The organism is Arthrobacter sp. MDB1-55 (assembly GCF_059092925.1).
The window spans coordinates 1-405 of record NZ_JBNHID010000010.1 but is presented as its reverse complement, the minus strand read 5'-3'; the positions used below and the strand labels follow the sequence as shown (position 1 = coordinate 405).

Sequence of the window (405 nt, the reverse complement as noted above, 5' to 3'; positions counted from 1 at the left end):
GGTCATCACCGTCTGCATCGGTCCAGTTACTCAGGATGTTCTGACTGACCGACGTACCCTCTTCCACGAGGATCTTCGTCGGCCGTAACGGATTCGGCGCTTCATTCGAATCAGCTCCGCGAACCTCGATGGTGACCTGGGCAGAATCGCTGCCGCCGCGGCCATCTGAGACTTCATAGGTGAAAGTCGAATTCCCCACCGGCGCATCCTCCGGCACAACAATTTGAAGACCGGCACCGTTATAGATCGGCTGCACGCTCCCGGCCGACGGCTGCTCTCCCGTCAGGGAGCTCGTCAATAAGTCGCCATCCGGGTCAGTGTCATTGGCGACGACGTTCAAGATGGTCGTCCGCCCGGCACGGGCACCATACGAATCATCGGTCGCTACCGGCGGACGGTTCTCCC

Annotated in this window: 1 protein-coding gene; it reads right to left on the bottom strand. The window is 60.2% G+C overall.

The genetic code is table 11. The features are described 5' to 3' along the window. The coding region (locus AC5RU3_RS15635) for an Ig-like domain-containing protein (RefSeq protein WP_493966133.1) at nt 1-405 on the bottom strand (405 nt) is incomplete at both ends.